This is a genomic window from Mesorhizobium sp. RCAM 05104 (genome assembly GCF_059683645.1).
In genome coordinates, this window is sequence record NZ_CM185033.1 from 734,923 (window position 1) to 752,239 (window position 17,317).

The 17,317-nt window shown below is 63.2% G+C and carries 15 protein-coding genes and 1 pseudogene; 8 read left to right on the plus strand and 8 right to left on the minus strand.

The window, feature by feature from the left end; genetic code table 11:
- Positions 1 to 7 precede the first annotated feature (7 nt).
- From AC56QP_RS04015 to AC56QP_RS04035, 5 genes are all read right to left on the minus strand, one after another.
- The gene (locus AC56QP_RS04015; RefSeq protein WP_497100775.1) at positions 8 to 808 is read right to left on the minus strand and encodes an IclR family transcriptional regulator; all 801 of its coding nucleotides are present in this window, start codon (positions 806 to 808) and stop codon (positions 8 to 10) included.
- Positions 809 to 1,017: 209 nt separating this feature from the next.
- Entirely contained in the window at positions 1,018 to 1,821 is an 804-nt protein-coding gene (locus AC56QP_RS04020; protein ID WP_489860846.1) for an ABC transporter permease, read from the minus strand.
- 1 nt (position 1,822) lies between these two features.
- Positions 1,823 to 2,734, minus strand: a complete 912-nt coding sequence (locus AC56QP_RS04025) for an ABC transporter permease (protein WP_489860845.1) — start codon at positions 2,732 to 2,734, stop codon at positions 1,823 to 1,825.
- Between the two features lie 2 nt (positions 2,735 to 2,736).
- On the minus strand, positions 2,737 to 3,789 hold the full coding sequence (locus tag AC56QP_RS04030; protein ID WP_489860844.1) for an ABC transporter ATP-binding protein: 1,053 nt from the start codon (positions 3,787 to 3,789) through the stop codon (positions 2,737 to 2,739).
- Positions 3,790 to 3,843: 54 nt separating this feature from the next.
- Positions 3,844 to 4,890, minus strand: coding sequence for an ABC transporter substrate-binding protein (locus AC56QP_RS04035; protein WP_489860843.1), 1,047 nt, complete (start codon positions 4,888 to 4,890; stop codon positions 3,844 to 3,846).
- A gap of 216 nt (positions 4,891 to 5,106) precedes the next feature.
- Between AC56QP_RS04035 and AC56QP_RS04040 the strand changes: the two genes are divergently transcribed.
- The 6 genes and pseudogenes from AC56QP_RS04040 to AC56QP_RS04065 all read left to right on the plus strand — a co-directional run bounded on the left by AC56QP_RS04040 (position 5,107) and on the right by AC56QP_RS04065 (position 11,692).
- Complete coding sequence (locus AC56QP_RS04040) at positions 5,107 to 5,502, plus strand: hypothetical protein (protein WP_489860842.1); 396 nt, start codon at positions 5,107 to 5,109, stop codon at positions 5,500 to 5,502.
- Positions 5,495 to 6,139, plus strand: a complete 645-nt coding sequence (locus AC56QP_RS04045; RefSeq protein WP_489860841.1) for a 4-carboxy-4-hydroxy-2-oxoadipate aldolase/oxaloacetate decarboxylase — start codon at positions 5,495 to 5,497, stop codon at positions 6,137 to 6,139. Before AC56QP_RS04040 ends, AC56QP_RS04045 begins: the two co-directional genes overlap by 8 nt.
- Positions 6,140 to 6,204: 65 nt before the next feature.
- A complete protein-coding gene (locus AC56QP_RS04050) occupies positions 6,205 to 7,842 on the plus strand; it encodes a GMC family oxidoreductase (RefSeq protein ID WP_489860840.1) in 1,638 nt (545 codons plus the stop codon).
- A complete protein-coding gene (locus AC56QP_RS04055) occupies positions 7,829 to 9,016 on the plus strand; it encodes a serine hydrolase domain-containing protein (protein ID WP_497100774.1) in 1,188 nt (395 codons plus the stop codon). The genes AC56QP_RS04050 and AC56QP_RS04055 overlap by 14 nt, the downstream gene beginning before the upstream one ends.
- A 314-nt stretch (positions 9,017 to 9,330) precedes the next feature.
- Positions 9,331 to 9,951 carry a hypothetical protein gene (locus AC56QP_RS04060; RefSeq protein WP_489863689.1) on the plus strand — a complete coding sequence of 207 codons (621 nt, stop codon included), beginning with the start codon at positions 9,331 to 9,333 and terminating at the stop codon, positions 9,949 to 9,951.
- Between the two features lie 56 nt (positions 9,952 to 10,007).
- Positions 10,008 to 11,692 (plus strand): annotated as a pseudogene (locus AC56QP_RS04065) (hypothetical protein).
- Between the two features lie 42 nt (positions 11,693 to 11,734).
- Here AC56QP_RS04065 and AC56QP_RS04070 read toward each other — a convergent pair.
- Positions 11,735 to 12,421 carry a D-lyxose/D-mannose family sugar isomerase gene (locus tag AC56QP_RS04070; RefSeq protein ID WP_091577621.1) on the minus strand — a complete coding sequence of 229 codons (687 nt, stop codon included), beginning with the start codon at positions 12,419 to 12,421 and terminating at the stop codon, positions 11,735 to 11,737.
- Positions 12,422 to 12,713: 292 nt separating this feature from the next.
- Here AC56QP_RS04070 and AC56QP_RS04075 point away from each other — a divergent pair, with 292 nt between their 5' ends.
- Positions 12,714 to 13,772, plus strand: a complete 1,059-nt coding sequence (locus tag AC56QP_RS04075; RefSeq protein WP_489863688.1) for a D-TA family PLP-dependent enzyme — start codon at positions 12,714 to 12,716, stop codon at positions 13,770 to 13,772.
- Positions 13,773 to 13,918: 146 nt separating this feature from the next.
- Positions 13,919 to 14,209 carry a hypothetical protein gene (locus tag AC56QP_RS04080; protein WP_091577505.1) on the plus strand — a complete coding sequence of 97 codons (291 nt, stop codon included), beginning with the start codon at positions 13,919 to 13,921 and terminating at the stop codon, positions 14,207 to 14,209.
- 57 nt (positions 14,210 to 14,266) lie between these two features.
- Here AC56QP_RS04080 and AC56QP_RS04085 read toward each other — a convergent pair whose 3' ends face one another.
- Positions 14,267 to 15,025, minus strand: coding sequence for a heme ABC transporter permease (locus tag AC56QP_RS04085; RefSeq protein WP_489860838.1), 759 nt, complete (start codon positions 15,023 to 15,025; stop codon positions 14,267 to 14,269).
- A 107-nt stretch (positions 15,026 to 15,132) separates the two neighbouring features.
- The gene (locus AC56QP_RS04090; RefSeq protein WP_489860837.1) at positions 15,133 to 16,914 is read right to left on the minus strand and encodes a glucan ABC transporter ATP-binding protein/ permease; all 1,782 of its coding nucleotides are present in this window, start codon (positions 16,912 to 16,914) and stop codon (positions 15,133 to 15,135) included.
- Positions 16,915 to 17,317 lie beyond the last annotated feature (403 nt).

The following is a 17,317-nucleotide window of genomic DNA, read 5'->3' on the forward strand; positions in this document are numbered from 1 at the left end:
GCGCGTGCTAGACGGCAAGATTCGTGGTGATCTCGTTTCCCATCGCCTGGATGGAATGGATCAGATGCTCGAACTTGCCGGGCTCCGCGCCGACCAGCGCCGTCACGCAGGTAATGCCGATCGAGGCGACGGGAATGTTGTCCTTGCCGAAGATCGGGCGGGCCACGCAGGTCAGCCCCTCATGCGTCTCGTTGGCGTCGATCGCATAGCCGCGCTCGCGCGTGACCGCCAGGTCGATGCGCAGCGCATCGGCGTTCATGATCGTGTTGCCGGTGAGACGGACGAACTCGATGTTGTTGATCAGCGTCTCGCGCTGCTCATGCGGCAGGAAGGCGAGCACCGCCTTGCCCACGGCGGAACTGTAGAGCGGCTCCAGGACGCCGATGCAATGGCGGATCGAGATGATCGAATCCGACAGCGCGAAATCGGCCAGCAGCACCCGGTCGTTGACGAACAACCCCAGATGCGTGGTCTGCTGGGTGATGCTGGCCAACCGCTGCAACTGGTCGTGGAAGGAATCGATCAGCCGCGTCTTCTCACGCAGCCGCGACGCCCAATAGTAGATGCGCCCGCCGACGTCATACTCCTTGGTCGTGGTGTCCTTGCGCAGGAAGCCGCGATGCTCGAGCGTCTGCAGGAAGCGGAAGGCGGACGCCCTATCCATGTTGAAGCGCCGCACGATGTCCGACAGCTTGAGCGGCGCCGGCGCCTCGATGATCTCGTCCAGGATGCGCAGGCCCTTTTCGAGGCTCTGGATGTGGCCGGCCGGACTCTCGACCTCGTTCACGGGGTTCGGATTGTCCAACATCGTCTCCTGAAAGTTTGATTATGAAACAATGCAATAGGCCGTCGGCCCTCACCTGTCAAACGAACAATCCGGGGCACGCCTGGTGGAGTTCTGTGCAAATGCGGGCAGTATGAGCACGCCGTGACGCCAGATCGTCAGATACTTATAGTCTCCTCCAGACAACAATTGTTTCTCAATGGTATTGCAAATGCGCGTGAAGTCATGCGACCTCAGGCCTTCAGCGCCGCCGCGCCCTTGCGCAGGATGACGATCACCGCCACGGTCGCGACCACCAGCAACACCGTCGACACAACGGCGATCGTCGGGTCGATCTTGTCGCGCAGCGCGGTGAACATCACCTTCGGCAGCGTCGCATTGTTGCCGCCGGACACGAACATGGCCACCACCACCTCGTCGAGCGAAGTGACGAAGGCGAGCAGGCCGGAAGCGACGATCGGTCCGCTCACCTGCGGCAGCACGACTCGGAGCCAGGCCTGGTGCCAGCGCGCGCCCAGGCTGCGCGCGGCGCGTTCCTGGTTGAAATCGAACTGGCTGAAGGCGGCGCTCATCACCACGAACACCACCGGGATCGCCAACGCCACATGGCCGAGCACTAGACCGGTCATGGTGCCGACCATGCCGATGCGGGCCAGTACGAAGAACAGGCCGATGGCGATGAGGATAGAGGGGATCACCGCCGGCAGGACGATGAGCCCGCTGACCAGCAGCCGCCAGCGCTGGCTGAGCTGCACTGCGCCATAGGCGGCGAAGATGCCGATCGGCACCGACACCAGCGTCGTCAACGTTCCGGCGGTCAGCGAGGCGCGTGCCGCCTGCGTCCAGGTGATGGACTCCAGGAAATACCGGTACCAACGCAGCGATAGCGACGGCGGCGGAAACGCCAGGAAGTCCGACGACGAGAGCGACATCGGTATGACGATGAAGGACGGCGCCGCCAGGAACACGACCAGCAGGATGGCAAGCACCCATTTCAGCCGCTCGATAAGCGACGTTTCCTCGAACCCATCAAGCATGTCAGCTCCTCTGCCGCGAAAGCAGGACACGCTGCACGCCATAGCTCAGCGCGAACAGCAAGGCCGTGAACACCAGCAGCAGCACGCCGAGCGCGCTGGCGGCGCCCCAGTTCGAATAGTTGGAGAGGCTGCGCGCGATGCGCATCGAGATGACGTTCACGTTGCCGCCGCCAAGGATGGCAGGCGTAACGTAGAAGCCAAGGCTCATTACGAAGACGAGGATAGCACCGGCAGCGATGCCAGGCGCGGCGAGCGGCAGGAAGATCCGGCGATAGGTATAGGACCGGGACGCCCCCATGCTGGCCGCAGCGCGGATCAGAGCACGATCGATGTTGCGCATGGCACCCAGCACCGGAAGGATGAAGATGGGCAGCATGATGTGGGTCATGCCGAGCACCGTGGCGAAATGGTTGAAGGCAAGCTCTAGCGGTGCCTTGGTGATCCCAAGCCACATCAGCATCGAATTGATGATGCCGGTGCGCTGCAGCAGCACCAGCCAGGCATAGGCCCGCACCAGCAGCGAGGTCCAGAACGGCAGCAACACCGCCGCCAGGAAGATCACGGAGCGCCTGGGCGGCAGGCCATTGATGAAGGTGGCGAAGGGCACGCCGATCAGCACGCAAGCCGCCACCGTTGCCAGCGCGACCTGGAAGGTCGTAACGAAGATGCGCGCGTAGCTCGCTCCGTCCAGGATGCGCTGATAGTTCTCGAAACTTGGCCTCCCGTCTGAGCCGAAGGCCGACAGGAAGAATAGCCAGGCGCAGGGCACGAGCACGCAAAGCGCCACGACCGCTAGGCAAGGCAGCGTGAAGGCCAAGGAGACGAAGCGCTCAAGCCTGGCGTCCCATGCCAGCCGCCCGCCATTGTCGGCATGCGCCGCGGAGTTCGAAATGGTCGCATTCAGGGCGGACATGTCTACACCTGAAGGAAATGCACGCGGTCGCGCCGGACGTACAGGTCGATGGGCTGCCCCACCTGAAGCTCGGCGACCTCGGAGCTGAAATGCTTCTGCGCGCGCGCCGTCATAGCCTGGCCGCCTGCAAGGTCGACCTGCAGCAGCCAGCTGTCGCCTTGGAAGACGACGCCTCGCAACAGGCCGGCCACCGCAAACCAGGCGCTTTCGTCGCCGCTCCTGGCCAGGCAGAAATCCTCGCTGCGCACCATCAGCGCATGTGCCGAAGGCGCCACCGCACCGAGATCGCCAGACACAACGCCGCGCGCCTCGGCCAGCGGCAATATGGTCGCCTCGCCGATGAAGCGGGCGACGAACTCGTTGATCGGCCGCCGGTAGATGGTTTCGGGACTGTCGAGCTGGACGATCCTGCCCTTGTCCATGACGGCGACACGATCGGCGATTGTCAGCGCCTCGCGCTGGTCATGGGTCACGTAGAGTGTGGTGATCTGCAGCTTGTTATGCAGCTCGCGGATTTCGATCTGCATCTCCTCGCGCAGGATCTTGTCGAGGGCCGATAGCGGCTCGTCCATCAGGAGCACCTTGGGCTCGAACACGATGGCGCGGGCGAGCGCCACGCGCTGACGCTGGCCGCCCGAGAGTTCGCCGATGCGCCGCGATCCATAGCCGCCAAGCTTGACGACGTCGAGCGCCGCCAGTGCCCGCTTGCGCGCCGCGTCCTGCGGCACGCCGCGAACCTCCAGCGGAAACGTCACATTGGCCAAGACGTCCATATGCGGAAACAGGGCATAGCTCTGGAAGACGACGCCGAAGCCGCGCTGGTTGGCGGGAAGCCTGACTATGTCGCTGTCGCCGAAGAAGATCCGCCCGCGATCGGGGCGGATGAAACCGGCGACGGCCATCAAGAGCGTGCTCTTGCCTGAGCCCGACGGGCCGAGAATTGCGACGAATTCGCCGGCCTCCACCGTCAGGCTGACATCGTCGAGGGCGCGGAAATCGCCATACATCTTGGACACGGCCTCGATGCGGACCGATTCTGCGGAACGACTGCTCATATGACCTGTCTGGCTGTGGGTGGAGGCCGGGGAAAGAAGCATAGGGGACAGCGCCTATTCGGTCATCATGTCTTCGAACAACTGCTGGACGTGGTCATTGTTCTTCGCCCACCAGTCGATGTCCTGCACGATCATCGCGCCCGAATTGGCCGGGCTCGTCGGCAGCACGGCCTCGGCTTGCTTGCTGATGATGCCGGTCTTGTAGGCGCCCTGGTTCAGCGGACCGTAGGAGACGTATTTGGTGAGGCCGGCCTGCGACTGCGCCGACGACATCTCGTTGATCATCTTCATCGCATCGGCCTTGTGGGTCGAGCCCTTGGTTACCGCGAAACAATCGTAAGTCAGGATGCCCTGGTTGTAGGTGTAGTTCACGGGGCCGCCGGCTTCCTTGGCGGTCTGGAAACGGCCGTTCCATCCGGTCGTCATGTCCACCTCGCCGTCCTTCATCAACTGCCCATGCTGCGCACCCGAAGACCACCAGACGGAGATATTGGGCTTCAGCGTCGCGATCTTGGCGATGGCGCGTTTGATTCCGTCCTCGGTGCCCAGCACTTTATAGACATCCTTGGGCGCCACGCCGTCGGCCAGCAGCGCCATCTCGACCTGCGCCTCCGCGTCGGAACGCATCGACCGCTTGCCCGGAAATTTCTCGACATTCCAGAAATCGGCCCAGATCGAGGGCGCCTCCTTGGCATAGGTCTTGGTGTTCCAGGCCATCACCGCCGCGTAGCCGTAGATGCCGACGCAATAGGGCGCCGCCGTCCCCGGCAGGAACCCGGAAGCGTCAACGGTCTTGTAGTCGATCGGCTCCAGCATGCCTTCGGCCCCGGCGATCGCCGCCTGGTAGCCACTCATGATAATGATATCGGTCTTGACGGAATTGGAGCCAACCTCGAGCCGAAGCACGTCGAGGGCGTTGTCGGCCGTCTCTTCTTTCACCTGGACGCCGAGCTTCTTGGCCGCCGGCCCCCAGAGCACGGCGCGCCCGCCTTCCTGTACGGCGCCGCCGGGCGTGTTGAGCGTAAGCGTTGCCTCCTCGGCGGACGCCGTTCCGGCAAACGCGGCCGCAAGAATGCCTGCAGCCAGTATCGAACCACGCATAAGTCGTCTCCCATTCTTGTTGAGGTCGGCAACCATTGTTTTTAACACAACATTTATGCCTAACAGCCCGATGTAAGGCCACCATCCTACCGATTGTCAAGCAATTTTGTTGGGTTTTTGCGCTTATCGCAATTTTTTGTTCTTATAAAACAATTTCTGTTGATCAAAATTCCGGCGGTCGATATGGGTGGTCCTGACTAAGGAGGATGACGCCAGATGAGTGACGGCGAGGCAAAACTGATCAATCTCGCATTCCGCGTCGGCAGCGTCGCCGAAGCGGAAGCGCTGGTCGAAAGCACCGGCGGCTGGTCGAAGCTGGCCATGCACGACATCGATGGCGAACAGTTCCTGGAAGCCCGCTTTGGCGGCATCAGCATCAATTTCTTCGAGACCGCGCTCTATGACGGAAAGAACGCGCCTTCGGCCGGCGGCTTCCTGCACGCAAGCTTTGCCGTGCCGAGCCTCGCCGCCATTCTCGAAAATCCCGACTGGAGCGCCAGGCTCATTTGGGGCCCCTCTACGATTCGTGGCGGCTTCGGCCATCGACGGATCGCCTTTTTCGAACCACTGCCCGGCTGCCGCATAGAACTGATGGAGGAAATCGATGATTGAAGCATCGCAGCTGCGGTTCTTCGCCCGCGCAGGCGCGGCCACCGTCTACGAGGCTTACGGGCGCATCGGCGATGTCGACCCGGCCGTGCGGACGATGGTGCCAGGCCTCGCGATTGCCGGTCCGGCCTTCTGCGTCAGTTGCGAGCGCGGCGACAATCTGGCGCTGCACCGCGCGGTGGCCGAGGCTGCGGCCGGTGACGTGATCGTGCTGTCTGGTCACGGCGAGGCCTGCGGCTATATGGGCGACATCCTCGCCGAGGCGGCGGCATGCCGGGGCATTGCCGGCGTGGTGGTGGACGGCTTCGTACGCGACGTGGCGGAACTGACCAAGATGCGCTTTCCCGTATGGGCCCGGGGGCTGGCCATCCGCGGCGCGACCAAGATCCATGCCGGATCGATCGGTGCCCCGGTACAATGCGGCGGCGTCCGCATCGCGCCCGGCGACCTTGTGGTCGCCGACGACGACGGGGTGTGCGCGGTAGCAAGGGCCGATATTAGCCGCGTCTTCGAAAGCACCGGAAAGCGCCTCGCACAGGAAATCGCGATGCGCGACCGGCTGCGCCAAGGCGCGCTGACGCTGGACCTTCTCGATCTTCGCAAATATCTGTCGGCCGCCGGCGAGGAACAGCCGCGATGATCCATTGCCGAGACTGTCGCCGGCCGTCCGCATGCCAGTCCCGTTCGTGTCCGAGGTCCTAGACGATGCCCGATGCCCAGAATGCCCTACCGCTTGATGGCGGCCCCTATGACTTCATCGTCATTGGCGCGGGTTCGGCCGGTGCGGTGCTGGCCGCGCGCCTCAGCGAAAGCGGACACAAAAAGGTCCTGCTGCTCGAAGCCGGCCCCAGGGACCTGAACCCCTGGATCCATCTGCCTATGGGCTATTCGAAACTGTTCACCGACAGCCGCTACAACTGGATGTACGAGAGCGAGCCGGAGAGCGCCCTTCAGGAGCGCGTGCTCTACCAGCCGCGCGGCAAGGTGCTGGGCGGATCGAGCTCCATCAACGGCATGATGTATGTGCGCGGCAACACCCAGGATTTCGACGATTGGGCAAAGGCCGGCTGCGACGGCTGGTCTTATGACGAGGTCCTGCCCTATTTCCGCAAGGCCGAAGACCAGTCGCGCGGCGCCGACCATTGGCACGGTGTCGGCGGCCCGCTGAAAGTGTCAGACCAGTCGTTCGACCACGAACTGCCGAACGCACTCTGCGCGGCGGCGGCGCAGGCCGGGCTCGAGCGCAACGACGATTTCAACGGCGCCGCGCAGGACGGCTTCGGCTACTACCAGATGAACATCCATAGAGGCCGGCGCTGGAGCACGGCGCGCGGCTATCTGGCCACGGCTCGCAAGCGCGCCAACCTCAGGATCGTCACCGGTGCCAGAGTGGAGCGGATCGTCGTCGAGAACCGCGTCGCCACAGGCGTATTGTTCAGCCAAGGCGGGCAAAGGCGGATCGCGATGGCTGGCGAAATTATCCTGTCGGCAGGCACCATCGCCTCGCCGCAACTGCTTATGATGTCCGGGATCGGGGCCGCCGCGCCGATGCAGGACCTCGGTATCGGCTGCGTCCTTGACCAGCCGGAAGTCGGCCGCAACCTGCAGGACCATACCTGCATCCAGCTGATGTTCCGCTGCACCAGGCCGATCACCGTCAACGACATTGCCAACAGTCTGGCGAGGCGCATCGGCGTTGGCATGCAATATGCTTTCACCCGCAAGGGCTACCTCGCCGAGACCGGCATCTATGTCGGCGGCTTCGCCCGCAGCGACGACACGCAAGACCGGCCGGACATCCAGATGGCGATGGCGGCTTGGAGCGTCGGCGAACGCACGGCCAAAGGTGCGAAGCCGCATCCGTTTTCCGGCTTCAGCTTCAGCCCCGAACATGTCAATCCCGATGCGCGCGGTACAGTCACGCTGCGCTCAGCCGATGCCATGGCTGCGCCGAGAATCAGCTTCAACTTTTTCCAGACCGAATACGACATCCGCGCCATGACCTTCGGCATAAGGTTGGTGCGCAGGATTTCCGAACAACCCGCCATGAAGCCCTATGTCGCCTCCGAGCTGCAGCCAGGCAAGGATGTGCAGACCGACGACGAAATCCTCGACTTCATCCGCCAGAAGGCGGGTTCCGACATCCACGCCGTCGGCACCTGCCGCATGGGCGCCGATGCCGGCGCCGTCGTCGATCCGCGCCTGCGCGTCAACGGCATCGCCAGCCTGCGCGTGGTCGATGCCTCGATCATGCCGCGCATCGTGCGCGGCAACACCCATGCCGCCGTGGTCATGATCGCGGAAAAGGCGGCGGACATGATCCTGGCCGATGCGCGATCCTGAACCGGGGCGCGAGCCAACGCCCAGGGACCTGTTGTTGGCCGACTGGGACCGCGCGCCGCATAATCGCTGGGCCTACCAGCACATAAGCGATTTCCTGCCCACCGTCCCGATCGCTAGCGGAAAACCGATGGCCCTCATCGCGGCGGACACCGGCCTCGACCTCGCCGCCCTCACCTTCACCGATCATCGCGGCGACAGGGTCAATGCGGCCGCCGCGCTCGACGGCTCATGGACCGACGGCTTTCTCATCCTGCATCGCGGCCAGGTCGTCTTTGAGGAATATCGCAACGGTATGCGGCCCGGCAGCGTGCACCTGACGCAGTCGGTATCGAAATCGGTCGTGGCGGCGCTTACCGGAATCCTCCATCATCAGGGCTGTTTCCCCCTAGACAGGACCGTCGCGGCCTATGTGCCCGAACTAGCGGCCTGCGCCTATGGCGATGTCACCGTCAGCCATTTGCTCGACATGACCAGCGGCGTGCACTTCCCGGAGGACATGGCCGATCCCGTTTCCGGCATCGGCCTGATGGATATCGCGGTCGGCTGGAAGGCCGCGCCGCCCGGCAATGCAAGTCCGCGAACCGTGCGCGAACTGGTCGCCTCACTGCGCCGCCTCTCACGCCCGCATGGCCAGGAGTTCGAATATCGATCGATGGAAACCGAAGTGCTCGGCCTTTGCATCGAGGCTGCCGTCGGGCGAAGGCTCGCGGATCTCGTGTCCGAACTGATCTGGCAACCGATGGGCGCCGAGGACGAAGCCAATTTCGCAGTCGATCCAGAGGGATTTGCCATCGCCGACGGTGGCCTGTCGGCCAGTCTGCGCGATCTAGGCCGCTTCGGTATGATTTACGCGCGGGACGGCTGCGCCAATGGCAGGCAGGTCGTGCCGGAGCAATGGGTGGCGCACACGCGCATTGGCGACTCCTCACGATTTCCCGATCGATACCGCGCCGACCGCCCCAACGGGGCCTACCGCAACCAGTTCTGGATCGCCGATGTCGACGCGCCTGTCATCCTGGCGCTCGGCGTCTACGGGCAGATAATCTACATCGACCACCAGCGCGATTTCGTCGGCGTGAAGCTGTCGACGTGGCCGAAAGCGATCAATCCGGCGATGCGCATCGACATGCAGAACCTGATGGGAACGATCGCTGACACTCTCCATTCGGTGTGAAGGCGATCCGGGGATTCGTACTGACGTTCACGACCAAGGAGGGCACGCGCGCCAAAAATTCGATGCCTCGTCAAATTCTTTCTAAAACCGAATCTAATGTCCCAAGTTGTCCCACAAGCGCACGCAATTCAGGCTGAGGCGCGACCCAGAAAGTTCGAAAAGCTTCCAAGAACCCCAGCCAAACTTGATCAAGATCGACGGCCTAGCTCCAGTATTACCAAGGGTTCGCATTCCATTGCCTTAGCGAAAGATTGGTGGCGTTTGGTTCATTCCAATGGCTAAGCTCCATAAACTTTCAGGCACGAGGCCGCATGATGGTCACTGACACCGAGTTTATTCTCGACGGCATCAATCAGGGCTGCGTGATGCTTGCCGATGGCGAGTTCTTCATCGACAGGCTGGTGAAGTATGTCGGCAACGGAAGGATCCGGTGGCACGTCGAGTTTCGTGGGCATCGCGTCGAGTTCACGACCGGCCAGCTAAAGAAGCAGCCTGCCTTCCGAAGAAAGATGCTCGAGCAGGCCGGTGTGCTGCCGCCCCAGCTCGCCGGAGCCGACTACAGGCGATGGGCCATCGCGTTGAGGAAGAGTGCCATCGAGCTTCCCTGGCGGGATAGGCCGGTCGATACCGGCTTCGCCATCGACAGGCTTGTCGGTCATGGGGGCGACCGGTGGACGGTTGAATACCAAGGCAAGGCAATCAAGTTCACGACGACCAAGCTCCGCAGGCAAACCAGTTTCCGCAAGCGTATGCTGCTCAAGGCCAAGGTGCTGCCGCCCCAGCTGGATGCGGTTGCCTATCGGAAGTGGGTGGACTGGCTGATTCAAAACGCCACTGATGCCGCACCGCAGGCCGGCGATACCTCGATCACCGAGAAGAGTTGGCTTGACGACCTGCCAGAGCTGGCTGGCTGGCAAAACGAAGGGACCGACTAAGAGCGGCTGGCGCGCCGCCCTTCGCATCCCATCAGCACCAAAACAGAATGGAAGACATGGATCGCTTCGACCTCGGCACCTACCGCCGCCCCATCTCCACCCTCTCGGCGGAAACCCAGCGTTGGTTCGATATCGGCTTGAACTGGTGCTACGGCTTCAACCATGAGGAAGGCATCAAGTGTTTTGAGAAGGCGCTGGAAACCGACCCCGACTGCCCGATGGTGCATTGGGGCATCGCCTATGCCGCCGGGCCTTTCTACAATCTGACCTGGAAGGAGCATGGCGAGGCCGAGGCGAACAGCGCGACCAAGCTTTGCTTTAAGCATGTCCAGCTGGCGCGCGCCAATGCGGCCGCCGCCAGCGATGTCGAAGGGCGCTTGATCGAGGCGCTTGCTTGCCGTTTCCAGAAACCGCATCGGGTGACACTGCCCGAATTCGAAAAGTGGGATGACGCCTACGCCGCCGCGATGCGGCTGGTCTATGCCAGCTTTCCCAACGACCATGATGTGATGGCGCTTTTTGTCGAGGCGCTGATGATGCGCACCGTTCGGCGCCTGTGGAACCTCAAGACCGGCGAACCGGCGCCGAATTCCGATGTCGTCGAGGCGCTCGAGGTTTGCGAGCGATCGATCCGGCTTGCCGACGAGGCGGGCATCGCGCAGCATCCAGCGATCATCCACCTGCACATCCATCTGCTGGAAATGTCGACCATGCCGGAGCGCGGCATGCGCTCGGCGGATCTGCTCGGCGAGATGTGCCCCGATGCCGGGCACATGAACCACATGCCGGGGCACATCTATGTGCTGTGCGGCGCGTATGACAAGGCGAAGCTTGCCAGCGAAAAAGCGGTTCGCGCCAACGACCTCTACCTCGCCTATGCGGATGAGCCGACCTACTATCTGCTCGGCTGCTGCCACGACCTGCATCTGATGATGTTCACCTGCATGTTGTCAGGCCAGTCCACGCCGGCCCTGTGGGCCGCCGACAAGGTGCGCAGCCTGGTGACGCGCGACGTCGTCAGCCTCCCCGACCGGCCAAAGCTCACCCAGACGGTGGAAGGCTACCACGCGATGAAATCGCATGTGCTGGTACGCTTCGGCCGCTGGCAGGAGATCATCGACGAGCCCCTGACCAGGGAGCCGGCGCTCTATGTGCTGACGGCGGCCATGCAGCACTACGCCAAGGGTGTCGCGCATGCGACGCTCAGGAATTTTGCCGAGGCGGAGCGCGAGCGCGACCAGTTCCATCGGCATCTGGAAGGCATCGCGCCCGATCGGCGCTTCCTCAGCAACCCGACCCGCGCCTCGCTCGCCGTCGGCGCCGCCTTGCTCGATGGTGAACTTGCCTACCACCAGGGCCGGCATGACGAGGCCTATGGCCATCTGCGGCAAGCGGTCGAGCTTGACGACAATCTGTCCTACACCGAGCCGTGGGCGTGGATGCACCCGCCGCGCCATGCGCTGGCCGCGCTGCTTCTCGACCAGGGCCGCGCTCAAGAGGCCGAGCAGGTCTACCGCGACGATCTCGGCCTCAGCCGCAAGGTGCAGCGCTGCGCCCAGCTCCGAACAATGTCTGGGCTCTGCACGGGTTGGTGGAATGCCTGGAACGGCGCGGCGAGAACGAAGAACTGCCGGCGCTGCAGGCAAGGCTCGCGGTGGCGCTGGCCAAGGCGGACGTGCCGATCAGTTCATCCTGCCTGTGCCGGACGAGCGTGCAGCCAGCGCCGGGCTGCTGTCACTGAGGCGACGCCGGCCTTGACCAGGCGCCTGAATTCACAGCGAAACTAGCCCAGCCACTTCTCGTAGTCGGACACCAGTAGGTGCACCGGCGCTGTATCCTCGTCGATGTTGGAAAAACGGCCGATCGGTTCGCGGAAGACATTGTCGGTGAGATCGTCATTGACGGTCGACACCTCGCCGATCAGCACATCCTTGCCCTCGGCCCAGAAGGCGTGCCAGACGCCGGGCAGCAGCGTGACGCTCTGGCCCGGGTCGAGCTTCAACAGCCCGCCCGCCGGCAGCCTGTGGATGGTTCCGTCGACAGGCACCGACACCTCGGCCTTGGGATCGATGCCGCCATCGCGATCGTGCATGAACAGTTCCAGCACCAGCTTGCCGCCACCACGGTTGATGATGTCCTCGGCCTTGATGTTGTGGCGGTGCATCGGCGACAGCTGGTCCTTGCGCGAGATCATGATCTTCTCGGCATAGAGCATGCCCATGCCCTTCTTCATGTCCTCGTAGCGGCCGTTGCGAACGGTGAACAGGAACAGGCCGAGCTCCTTGAATTTCTCCTGGCCGTAGTCGGTGATGTCCCAGCCGAGCCGGGAGGTGAAGATGGCCGAGGAGTCGACCTGGCGCGCCTTCATTTCCTCGGGCGACCAATAGGCGAAGGGCGGCATGATGTAGCCGAACGAGCGGATGAAAGCGTCGGCTTCGCGGATGATGTCGTTGATGGCGGAGCGTTTCATGATCATGGTCCTTCGTGTCGACTTTGCTCAAGCGCGCGGCGTCTGGCGGGGTTCAAGCGATACGCTTCAGCTTGTTAGCACGCATGCCGTTGTCCCAAAACCGCTACGCACTTTTGGGCGACACGCATAGGCAAACCGCATAGCCGAACGCCGACGCGGTGTCGATCCGTCTTGCCGCCCTGCACGCGCCTTGCGGCTTGTGCGCATGGACCACAGATCCGCTCGGCTGGCCGCGTGACATCGCGCGCTTTCAGGATCATAACCCCTGCGGATTTTCACAGGGTGACAGATGATGCCGACCATCCACGACCTCGATACGCCCTCGATCCTGATCGACGCGGCGCGCGCCGAAGCCAACATTGCCCGCGCCCAGGCCCATGCCGACAAGAACGGGCTGAAGCTGAGGCCGCATATCAAGACGCACAAATTGCCCTACTGGGCGAAGAAACAGGTCGCGGCCGGCGCCGTCGGCATCACCTGCCAGAAGATCGGCGAGGCCGAGGTGATGGCCGACGCTGGGCTCACCGATATTTTTCTGCCCTACAACATCCTCGGGCGCGCCAAGCTGGAGCGGCTTCTGGCGTTGCATCGCCGTGTCACCCTGTCGGTGACGGCGGACAGCATGGAGACGCTGGAAGGGCTCGCGGCGACTTTCACCGACGCCGGCCATCGTCTGCCGGTGCTGGTCGAATGCGACACCGGCATGGGCCGCTGCGGCGTGCAGACGGCCGGCGAAGCGGTTGCGCTGGCAAGACAGATCGACAAGGCTGGCGGCCTCGCCTTCGGCGGGCTGATGACCTACCCGGCCGCAGGCCGCGCGGTCGAGGCCGAAGCCTGGCTCGCCAAGGCCAGGCAGGCGCTTGCCGCATCGGGCCTTGCCTGCGAACGCATCTCCAGCGGCGGCACGCCGGACATGTGGCGCTCCAGCGGCGCATCGGTCGTCACCGAATATCGCCCCGGCACCTATATCTATCTCGATCGCTATCAGGTCGCGAAGGGCGTCGGCAACCTCGACGATTGCGCGCTGACGGTGCTGTCGACGGTGGTAAGTCATCCGACGCCGACGCGCGCCATCCTCGATGCCGGCAGCAAGGCGCTGTCCAGCGACACGCTTGGGCTGCCCGATTTCGGCGAGTTGCTCGGCGTTGCGGGCGCGCGGGTAACCGGCTTGAGCGAGGAGCACGGCACCGTCACGCTTTCGGACCAGGCCAGGCTGCGCATCGGTGAACGCGTCCGCGTCGTGCCCGACCATTGCTGCGTCGTCACCAACCTGTTCAACGAGGTCAATCTGATCGACGGCGACAAGGTGCTGGAAACGTTGCCGGTGGCTGCGCGCGGCCGCACCGGCTGACGCGAACATCCAAACCCGTGTCCAGGGCATGGTGCATGGTCGACCCTGTCTAAGGTTCTGCTTGTCCCCGGTGTTCCCTTACGTCAATCTGGCTTCAGCAAGCCGGCCATTGGATGGTTTGCGGCTTGCTCGGGAGGAAAACAAAAATGGCTTACGCGATCACGCATTATTTTCCTGGCGGCACGAAGGAGCAGTACGAGGCGTCAATCGCTGCGGTGCATCCAGCAGGCGGAAAAAGCCTGCCAAAAGGCCAAGTCTTCCATGTTGCCGGCCCGTCGGCCGGTGGCTGGTCAATTGTTGCGGTTCACGAATCCAAGAAGAGTTGGGAGCAATTCCGGGACGATATCCTGATGCCTCAAATGAAAACGGGCATCAAGGGTGGGTTCACCTCGCCGCCTCAGGAGACCGCGTTCGAGGTTCACAATCTGCAGAAATGACAAGCTGTTCAGAGACGATGAACGCTTGATCTGTCAGTGCACCGGCGCAATGGCGCCTTAAATCCGCTCGGCCTGCCTGGCGGCGACGCGACGCATTGCAATGACCCGGCGGCGGCGGATTTCCGTGCGCATCGCCATCAGGTGCAACGCGAAGAACAGCACCGTGAAGCCGACGGCCATGACCAGCAGCGGCCACAGCAGGCTGGGATCGATGGTCGGCCCGCCGAGCCGGAACACCGAGGCCGGCTGGTGCAGCGTGTTCCACCAGTCGACCGAGAATTTGATGATCGGGATGTTGATGAAGCCGACCAGCGTGATGATGGCGGCGGCCCAGGCGGCGCGTCCGGCATCGTCGAGCGCGCGGGTCAGCGCGATGATGCCGAGATACATCAGGAACAGCACGAAGACCGAGGTCAGCCGCGCATCCCAGACCCACCAGGTGCCCCACATCGGCTTGCCCCAGATCGAACCGGTGACCAGCGCCAGCGCGGTGAAGACAGCCCCGATGGGGGCCGCGGATTTCAGCGCGACATCGGCCAGCGGATGCCGCCAGACCAGCGTGCCAAGCGCCGAAATTGCCATCAGCGTGTAGCACATCATGGCGAGCCAGGCGAAAGGCACGTGGAGGTACATGATGCGGACGGTGATGCCTTGCTGGAAGTCCTCGGGCGCCGCGAAGCTCATATAGAGCCCGATGGCGAGGATGAGCGCGGCGATCGTCGCCAGCCAAGGCACGACCCTGTCGGCCAGCCCGACGAAGCGTGTCGGGTTGGCAAGATCCATCCAGCCAGTCAGGCGTGAAGTCATGTCGCTCATGCGGCTCTACATAGACCGCCGGCGCGTTTGGGGCAATCGAGCGGTGGTGTCGCAGGCGCGTCTCGCCTTCTCCCTTTTGCGGGAGAAGGCAGAGGCACTACCCCCGATCAGGCGGCTGCTTCCTGCTGCTGCTGGACCGTGCGGCTGAGGCGGCGAACCTCCTCATCGTTGAGCAGGCCACCGGCACGCAGCAGGCTGGCAAAGCGGCCATTGCGCATCGACAGTTCCGCGAAGCCGCCCATCTCGACCACCCTGCCCTTGTCCATGAACACAACCAGATCGGCGTCGCGAACGGTGGTCAGGCGGTGGGCGATGATGAAGGTGGTGCGGTCGCGCCGCAATTCGTCGATCGCTTCCTTGACGCGGTCCTCGGTCTCGACGTCGAGGGCGCTGGTCGCTTCGTCGAGCACCAGGATCGGTGCATCCTTCAGCACGGCGCGGGCAATGGCGATGCGCTGGCGCTCGCCACCCGACAGCTGGCCGCCGCGTTCGCCAACCAGCGTATCGTAGCCGCTGCTCTTTGCCAGGATGAAGTCCTGCGCGGCAGCCGCATTGGCGGCGGCATGGATCTCGTCATTGGTCGCATCGGCGCGGCCGACGCGGATGTTGTCCTCGATCGAGCGGTTGAGCAGGCCGGCATCCTGGAACACGGTGGCGATCGAATGACGCAGCGAATTGCGGGTCACGGTGCGGGTGTCGATGCCGTCGATCAGGATACGCCCATGGGACGGCGAGAAGACGCGCTGCAGGAGGTTGATGAGCGTGGTCTTGCCGGCGCCCGTCGGGCCAACGATGGCGACCGTCTGACCGGCCTGAACCTCGAACGACACGTCGTCGATGCCTTGTCCCGAATTGGCGAATTCGAAGCCGACATTCTCGAAGCGGACATGGCCGGTGACGTTGGTCAGATCGCGCAAGCCATCCGGCTCGGCGGCGTCGGCGGCGGAGTCCTCGAGATGGTAGAAGTCCTCGAGCTTGGCGCGGGCCTCGGAAATCTGGTTGGCGAAGGCCGACATCTGGTCGAGCCGGGCGATCAGCAGCGTGGCAAAGCCGGTGAAGGCGATGACGTCGCCGATGCGCAGCTGGCCATGGGTGACTAGGTAGGCGCCGATCAGAAGCACCACCATCATTGAAATGGTCGACGACAGGCGGTGCAGCGCATTGGCCATCGCCCACCAGTCGAGCACCGGGTTCTGCGCGTCGAGCAGGTTCTTGACGTAGCGGCGCAGCGTATCGGCCTCATGGCCGAGGCGGTTGTAGCTCTGCAGCACGGCGACGTTGCTGACCGAATCCGTGACATGCGCGAACACCTGGTGATAGTGGCGCTCCACGGCGGCCTGGCCTGCCTTGGTGCGCTTCATCACCAGCCGGCCTATGCAGACATAGAGCGCGCCGAGCGCCAGCAGGACCAGCGACATGCGCAGATCCATGCTGATGGCCGTCGGCACCAACAGGACAAGGGCAACGGCAGTGGACAGATGCTGACGCATGAATTCGAGCCACAGGCTGAACAGCGTCTCGACCGCGCGCAACAGCGTGTGCAAGGCGTTGGAGGTGCCGCGCTGATGGTGCCAGGCGAGCGGCATGGTGATCACGCGTTCGAAAGACTGGCAAAGCACCTCGCTGCGCCGCTTGTGGGCGAAACGGTCGGCGCCGCGCGCCACCAGAACGAAGGCGACGATGTTGAAGGCGCCCAGGCCCGCCCACAGGGCAAGCGTGGTAAACACGGAACCGCGCTCGGAAATCGCATCGATCACCCGGCCGAACATGATCGGCTCGAGGATGGCGATGATGGCGAGAGCGACGTTGGCCGAACAGATCAACGCGACGCGTTTCCTGTCTTCGGCCAGATAACCGAGCGCTCTCCAGTAGATTTGCAGAAGGGTCACCCCAGTTACTCCGCCACGCTGTTTATTGTGCACTGCATCATTTGACTCGTACCGCTTGATACGTCGCAAAACAATGGCCGTGTACCTCTTCAGTTCCCTCTGAGCGAACAAAAGATGGCGACGTTCCGAAATCTGCCGTGATCACCTAACGGTTTGAGAAGACAGCTAAAATGTCAGGCATGCGGCAGAATCATGGCAGACGGCTAGTGCTGCCGCAATTTTAATCACCAAGGATGTCGGGCGGATGACGAGGGGCTGAAATCGCCTTCTTAACAGTACGCGCAAAGTAACGCGCCCTGGCGGCTCCCAAGGATCGCCGGGAGGCCAAGATTCACCTCGGGGGAACGCCTAGGCGTGATGCATCAAAGTATTGATTCTAAATAATTACCAGTCCCGATCCGGG

Coding starts and splice junctions, on each gene's coding strand:
- AC56QP_RS04020 (WP_489860846.1), bottom strand. CDS start 1,821: ATGCTTGATGGGTTCGAGGAAACGTCGCTTATCGAGCGGCTGAAATGG.
- AC56QP_RS04025 (WP_489860845.1), bottom strand. CDS start 2,734: ATGTCCGCCCTGAATGCGACCATTTCGAACTCCGCGGCGCATGCCGAC.
- AC56QP_RS04070 (WP_091577621.1), bottom strand. CDS start 12,421: ATGAAACGCTCCGCCATCAACGACATCATCCGCGAAGCCGACGCTTTC.
- AC56QP_RS04040 (WP_489860842.1), top strand. CDS start 5,107: ATGAGTGACGGCGAGGCAAAACTGATCAATCTCGCATTCCGCGTCGGC.
- AC56QP_RS04015 (WP_497100775.1), bottom strand. CDS start 808: ATGTTGGACAATCCGAACCCCGTGAACGAGGTCGAGAGTCCGGCCGGC.
- AC56QP_RS04035 (WP_489860843.1), bottom strand. CDS start 4,890: ATGCGTGGTTCGATACTGGCTGCAGGCATTCTTGCGGCCGCGTTTGCC.
- AC56QP_RS04045 (WP_489860841.1), top strand. CDS start 5,495: ATGATTGAAGCATCGCAGCTGCGGTTCTTCGCCCGCGCAGGCGCGGCC.
- AC56QP_RS04075 (WP_489863688.1), top strand. CDS start 12,714: ATGCCGACCATCCACGACCTCGATACGCCCTCGATCCTGATCGACGCG.
- AC56QP_RS04060 (WP_489863689.1), top strand. CDS start 9,331: ATGGTCACTGACACCGAGTTTATTCTCGACGGCATCAATCAGGGCTGC.
- AC56QP_RS04055 (WP_497100774.1), top strand. CDS start 7,829: ATGCGCGATCCTGAACCGGGGCGCGAGCCAACGCCCAGGGACCTGTTG.
- AC56QP_RS04085 (WP_489860838.1), bottom strand. CDS start 15,025: ATGAGCGACATGACTTCACGCCTGACTGGCTGGATGGATCTTGCCAAC.
- AC56QP_RS04030 (WP_489860844.1), bottom strand. CDS start 3,789: ATGAGCAGTCGTTCCGCAGAATCGGTCCGCATCGAGGCCGTGTCCAAG.
- AC56QP_RS04050 (WP_489860840.1), top strand. CDS start 6,205: ATGCCCGATGCCCAGAATGCCCTACCGCTTGATGGCGGCCCCTATGAC.
- AC56QP_RS04080 (WP_091577505.1), top strand. CDS start 13,919: ATGGCTTACGCGATCACGCATTATTTTCCTGGCGGCACGAAGGAGCAG.